Here is a 5815-nt window from a genome sequence, read left to right as displayed (position 1 = left end):
GTATTTAGTGAAAAATGTAGGTTTACCAGTTTTCCATGCTTATGATCTTGTCATGACAACATCGACACAGTCGAAACGTCTTTTTGCTGATGGTTCAGGTATGGATGAAATTGATGAGTATGTCAGTCAAAATGTTAGAGAAATTGAGAACCCTATTGATCTAACAGGGGTAGCAGAAGATAAAAACGTTATTTATATCGCAGTTGAATCGATGCAATCGTTTTTAATTGATGAAACGTTACACGGGGAAGAGGTTCTTCCGTTCTTAAACGAGTTTAAAGAAGATAGTTATTACTTTGAGAACTATTATCACCAGACTGGATTAGGAAAAACATCAGACCATGAGTTTGTATTAGATAATAGTTTATATCCTCTACCTAACAGTGCAGCATTTTTCACTCATGCTCAAAATGAATATAATTCTTTACCGAAGATTATTCAGGAAGAGCTTGGGTATGATTCGTACACTTTCCATGCAAACAATGGAAGCTTTTGGAATAGAAATGTGATGTATGAAGCATTAGGTTATAATGAGTTTTTCGATGTTGAGTCTTATGAGTTTGAGGAAAGTGATGAAATTGGTTGGGGGTTAAATGATAAGAAGTTCTTTGATCAATCCATTGATATAATGAAGGATTTAGATGAACCTTATTACGCAAAATTTATTACACTAACTCACCACTTTCCATTTGAAATGCCAGAAGAAGAGGCGACGATCGATCAATTTGACTCGAGTTCTGTAACGTTAAATCAGTACTTTCAAACAGCGCGATATACAGACGAAGCGCTTGAACAATTTATTAACCAATTAAAAGAAGAAGGAATATATGAAGATTCAATAATTGTTATGATGGGAGACCACTACGGCATTAGTTCTTATCATAATGAGGCTATGGCTAAATATTTAGGTGAAGATGAAATCACACCGTATGATGAAGTGAAATTACAACGTGTACCTATGATTATTCATATTCCAGGTCATGAAAACTCAGGAACATTGTCAACTTTATCAGGTCAGATTGATTATAAGCCTACAGTTTTAAATATGCTAGGCATAGAGAATGAGAACGACATCGTTTTTGGTAATGATTTGTTTTCACAAGAACGAAAAGACTTCATTGCTTTTCGAGACGGGCGTGTCGTTGGAGAAGATTACATTTACGCCTCAGGTAACTGTTATGAAAATGAAACAGGCGAGTTGATCGAAGAGGGTAACTGTGATCGGATTAGAGAGCAGGCAGAACAAGAATTAAATTATTCAGATGAAATTATTTATGGAGACTTGTTTAGGTTTTATGACTTCGAACAAGGGGAAATAGCTGAAGAGAATAGCGATTAAATAAAAGCGTTAATCTGCTCAAATATTTGAGTAGATTAACGCTTTTTAGTAATCTTATATAACATAAGGACACAAATAGAAGGTGATGGAGCTTTGAACGAAGTAATATTTCAATTCAATCAAGTGAACCGTTTAGTTTTAAAAGATATTACATTCACTCTACGTGAAGAGGACCGACTCATTATTTTTGGGTCATCAGGGGCAGGTAAATCCACTTTGCTTCATTTATTCAATCGAATGGATGATCCAGATTATGGTGAAGTATTATTTCATAATAAACGAATTGAGCAATATGACATTCCACAATTAAGGAGAAGTGTAGGTTTAGTGTTACAACAACCTCACTTATTTCCTGATACGGTGTTAGATAATTTAAAATTCGGACCAAGTATGTTTGATGATTGGGAAGAAGGCCGTGCCGAACGTTTAATGAATTATGTTAACTTACCTATAGATTATATAAATAAATCAGTTGATGAATTATCAGGTGGTGAGAAGCAACGTGTCTCATTAGCTCGCACATTAGCAAATAAACCAGATGTCCTATTATTAGATGAACCGACTAGTGCCTTAGATGATCGTAACATTGAAGCGATCGAAGAGGACCTTATAAAGCTAATTGAACATAACCGTCTTACAGTAGTTATGATAACCCATAGTATGGATCAAGCTAAGAGAATCGGTACAAAGGGACTATATATAGAAGAAGGACAAGTTATTGAATACGGCGACCTTAATCAATTATTAGAAAATCCTAATACAGATCAGCTTAAACAGTTTTTGCATAAGTCATAAAGCTACTAGGAGGATACAATATGGAACGGGACATACCTACTTATTCACTCTTGTTACTAATCGTTTTTGTTATGATTCCTTTTACTATTGCTTATATATATCAGCTTGGTCTAAAGAAAGATATTATATGGTCAACGATCCGCGGTACACTTCAATTATTTTTAATTGGGCTTATATTAACGTATTTGTTTGACCTACCACCATTAGTCGGTATTCCAATTATGTTAAGTGTTATGATATTGGTTGCAACATTTCACGCTCGGAAAAAAGGAAAAGAGTTGCCTTATATTTTTATAACCATTCTTGTTGGCTTGATCGGTGTAGAAATCATCGTTCTATCGATGTGGTTAGGTTTTGGGATGATTTCATTTACACCTGAAGAAGTGATTCCGATGAGTGGAATGGTAATTGGAAATAGTATGGTGGCAATGGGCCTAGCGCTTGAACGTCTTAAATCTGAATTCGAACAGAACAGAGGTAAACTTCTAGCTGCATTATCGCTTGGTGCAACTCCTAAGCATGCAGCACATATGTCAATTAAGAAGACTTTAAATGCATCGTTAATCCCGAATATTGACCAATTAAAAACGATAGGCTTAGTTCAACTGCCAGGTATGATGACAGGGTTGATTTTAGGTGGAGTTGCCCCAATCATTGCAATTAAATACCAACTAGTCATCTCTATTAGTATTTTTTCATCAGTTTCATTGAGTGCGATTTTTATTTCGATGGTTATGTATCGTTTCTTCTTTAATAAGCAGATGCAACTTTTAAACTTGCAAGATATAAAAAAGAACGGCTAACAAGTAGATGTTAGCCGTTTAGATTATCCGGTAATTGCACCAGTTATTTGACTATAAAGCGTCATTACTGAATACCAACCAAATAATAATAGTGATGCAGTTGCAAAAGCTACAGCAAAGAAGTTGCGGTTTTTAATTTCGCGGAAAATGGCAATAAAACTTAAAATCGCTACAACTAGCATCATAACTCCAAATACGAATTCTCCTACTTGCATGTCTGCTCCTCCTTGAATGAAAAACTTCTTCTTTGTTATGATTACAATGATACTAAGAAATTATCCGTAAGATTTCTCCCTTATATTTTATATAAAAAGTGTTGAAGTGTCGAGTGATTTCATTAAAAATACATAGAAAAGGTGGAACGTTTTGTGAACATTTATAGTTTTTCTTTAGGTATATTAGGTACTAATTGTTATGTAATTGTACACAATCAGAAAGCACTAGTGTTTGATCCGGGTGGTGATGCAGAGAAGTTAATTCAATTTTTCTCTGAAAATGATATTCAACCATTAGCGATCCTATTAACGCATGCCCACTTTGACCATATAGGCGGAGTAGAAGAGTTAAGAAATCATTATAGTATTGATGTTTATATGCATGAATTAGAACGTGATTGGTTAACGAACCCACAACTAAATGGGTCACAACGTTTTCAATTAGGCGAGATTAAAGCTGAGGGAGAAGCGGATCATTTTTTAACTGAAGGAACGACTACCATTGACCAATTTGAGCTTAAGGTACTTCATACTCCTGGACATTCACCTGGTAGTATTTCATTCTTATTTGAAAGTAATCATGTATTAATAGCTGGAGATACGTTATTTCAAATGGGAATTGGTCGAACCGATTTACCGTTTGGTGAGCATCAAACTCTTATACAATCGATACAAGTGAAGATCTTTAATTTACCAGATGACACAACTGTTTTGCCTGGACATGGCCCGAAAACAACGGTTGGCGAAGAAAAAGAGCAAAACCCATTTTTTTAGTATTAGGCCTCGTTTTAAAAAAAGTTCAACCCCAAAACGGAGTTGAACTTTTTTTAGTGTGAGAATGATGGTTCTAATAGGAACGTTACGTAATAAGTAAAACCTACCATAAAAACAGTTAAGTATGCGCCAAAAATATACATATAAAGACGTTCCGATAGGTTTAAGTATCCGATTCCTAAAAAGAAGATCGTTTGCGCTAGAAATGCTACGGACAGGCCTAAGTTACCTGCAGCATAGAAAAGTGCAGTGAAAATACCAGTCCAAAATGCTAGAACACGAAACATACGATCCATGTCTTTTCCTCCTTTGCCAGGAACTCGTCAGACATATTATATACGATGATTTAAATAATGTAAATGAACTTTTTATGAAGCATTATAACTGGGCCACCAGGATTCGAACCTGGGAATCACGAGACCAAAACCCGTTGCCTTACCGCTTGGCTATGGCCCAATCACAATTGTTATTATAGTTCATTACATCAAATATTATACATTATAATTGTGAAATGTTCATAATTCGATGCATTAATTGTTTCAATTTGTAACCTTAATTCAATCAAGTCATTGTCACCGATGGAATAATCTGCTTGTACTGTTCCTGTCCTGTAGTCAAATTCAACTGTTTGTACGTTTGATGTTGGTGTAAAATCGCCTGTTAAAAAGTCATGAATCCCCATATTAATTAAATTCTGTATAGTTAATTGCTCGTCACTCCACTGAAGTTGCTCTTTTTGGTATTCGGTGTGAGCAAATAATAAAATTAAGGAGGAGGTAACAGTGATTAAATAAAATAACATTATAGGGAAGATTAACCCTTTTTCACTTTTAATATTCATTAATATTGAAGTGTGTAAATACCGTCTCAAATTGCTGTCCCTGCCTTGTATATTGGATTTTGAGAGCATTTGGTGCTACTTTCTCTGTTTCAAAGCCGTGAATATTAAACATTATGACTTCAAACCCTTGTTGATTAGTACGGCGGATTACTTGATCACTATATTGCTCAAAAGTTACAATCTTACCTCCGGAGTCCACAAAGTGTAAACGGTTATTGACTATTCTTATCTCACTACTTCTATTTAATTCAAAGGAGATTAGAAAATCAAGTTGCCTAATTTCTAATTCATTAATGTTATACATAGGAGACAAATCGGCTATTGGTTTTATTAAGTTAGTCATCATAGGAAGTGTTAACATAAAAATAGCTAAGGCTACTAGAGTTGTTAGTAATGTATAGCCACGATCGTTACATGTAGTTCGGAATATACTGACAAAGCTCTTTATTCGTGTCATTTGAATCCTTCCATTCAATACAGACAATTAATCGTTGATCATCTTCTAATAATATGGTTGAAAAGGTTTCATTTGATATTTCCTCTAAGTAAGAGACGGGTGGCTCGTTTTGAAGGATATATGCTTTAGCTTGTTGTAACTGGTGATATGCTTCTTCATGTCGTTTTATATCGTAACTATGTTTGTATAGTTGCGTTATAAATGGAATAGTTAAGCTCACTAATAAACTGAAGCAGATTAAAGTTAATATCGCGTCTTGTAAAATAAATCCATCTTCACGTTTCAGTAACATTGTACCTTCCTTTTCCGAATGAAAATGTAATCTCATATGTTTGCCCATTTATTGAGAGAAAAATCGTTCTAGGTTCATTGATTGTACCGCGTGGAGTAAAAGAGATACGTCTAGTCCCTCCTAGAAAATGTACGTCATCATCAAACCCTCTCTCAATGAGAGGGTGATCTAATGAACTTCGATAAATAATATAACTGTTACTTGAAGTGAATAATAACGTTAATCTTCGTTGGTATAGAAGAGAGTGTTGTTGAATGTAAAATATATCTTGTTCAAAAGTGGTTAAAACGTGCTGTGTC

Annotated in this window: 10 protein-coding genes and 1 tRNA gene; 4 read left to right on the top strand and 7 right to left on the bottom strand. The window is 34.7% G+C overall.

Going from position 1 to position 5815, the window contains the following annotated elements:
* The 3 genes from A194_RS18625 to A194_RS0114130 form a co-directional block, all read left to right on the top strand.
* Positions 1 to 1339, top strand: a 1339-nt coding sequence (locus tag A194_RS18625; protein WP_017187464.1) for an LTA synthase family protein, incomplete at its 5' end; no start/stop codon positions are given.
* 93 nt (positions 1340 to 1432) lie between these two features.
* Positions 1433 to 2134 carry an ABC transporter ATP-binding protein gene (locus A194_RS0114135; RefSeq protein WP_017187463.1) on the top strand — a complete coding sequence of 234 codons (702 nt, stop codon included), beginning with the start codon at positions 1433 to 1435 and terminating at the stop codon, positions 2132 to 2134.
* A gap of 20 nt (positions 2135 to 2154) precedes the next feature.
* Positions 2155 to 2937: an ABC transporter permease gene (locus A194_RS0114130; protein ID WP_017187462.1), complete on the top strand. Its 783-nt coding sequence runs from the start codon at positions 2155 to 2157 to the stop codon at positions 2935 to 2937.
* A gap of 23 nt (positions 2938 to 2960) precedes the next feature.
* On the opposite strand, the gene A194_RS0114125 is transcribed toward A194_RS0114130, so the two are convergent.
* The gene (locus A194_RS0114125) at positions 2961 to 3152 is read right to left on the bottom strand and encodes a DUF2759 domain-containing protein (RefSeq protein WP_017187461.1); all 192 of its coding nucleotides are present in this window, start codon (positions 3150 to 3152) and stop codon (positions 2961 to 2963) included.
* Positions 3153 to 3305: 153 nt separating this feature from the next.
* Here A194_RS0114125 and A194_RS0114120 point away from each other — a divergent pair, with 153 nt between their 5' ends.
* Positions 3306 to 3926, top strand: coding sequence for an MBL fold metallo-hydrolase (locus A194_RS0114120; protein WP_017187460.1), 621 nt, complete (start codon positions 3306 to 3308; stop codon positions 3924 to 3926).
* 53 nt (positions 3927 to 3979) lie between these two features.
* Here the strand turns inward: A194_RS0114120 and A194_RS0114115 are convergent, their stop codons facing one another.
* The 6 genes from A194_RS0114115 to A194_RS0114090 form a co-directional block, all read right to left on the bottom strand.
* Positions 3980 to 4222: a DUF2626 family protein gene (locus A194_RS0114115; protein WP_017187459.1), complete on the bottom strand. Its 243-nt coding sequence runs from the start codon at positions 4220 to 4222 to the stop codon at positions 3980 to 3982.
* A gap of 88 nt (positions 4223 to 4310) precedes the next feature.
* A tRNA-Gln gene (locus tag A194_RS0114110) sits at positions 4311 to 4382 on the bottom strand.
* Positions 4383 to 4410: 28 nt separating this feature from the next.
* Positions 4411 to 4728, bottom strand: a complete 318-nt coding sequence (locus A194_RS0114105; protein WP_157783067.1) for a hypothetical protein — start codon at positions 4726 to 4728, stop codon at positions 4411 to 4413.
* A 28-nt stretch (positions 4729 to 4756) separates the two neighbouring features.
* A complete protein-coding gene (locus A194_RS0114100) occupies positions 4757 to 5224 on the bottom strand; it encodes a ComGF family competence protein (RefSeq protein WP_017187457.1) in 468 nt (155 codons plus the stop codon).
* The gene (locus A194_RS0114095; protein ID WP_017187456.1) at positions 5178 to 5516 is read right to left on the bottom strand and encodes a hypothetical protein; all 339 of its coding nucleotides are present in this window, start codon (positions 5514 to 5516) and stop codon (positions 5178 to 5180) included. The genes A194_RS0114100 and A194_RS0114095 overlap by 47 nt, the downstream gene beginning before the upstream one ends.
* The coding region (locus A194_RS0114090) for a hypothetical protein (RefSeq protein WP_017187455.1) at positions 5500 to 5815 on the bottom strand (316 nt) is incomplete at its 5' end. The genes A194_RS0114095 and A194_RS0114090, both read right to left, overlap by 17 nt.

Origin of the sequence: Alkalibacillus haloalkaliphilus C5, from assembly GCF_000269905.1 — a bacterium.
Classification (GTDB): Bacteria; Bacillota; Bacilli; order Bacillales; family Alkalibacillaceae; genus Alkalibacillus; species Alkalibacillus haloalkaliphilus_A.
The sequence above is the reverse complement of the archived record's forward strand: the minus strand, read 5'-3'. Positions and strand labels throughout refer to the sequence as shown.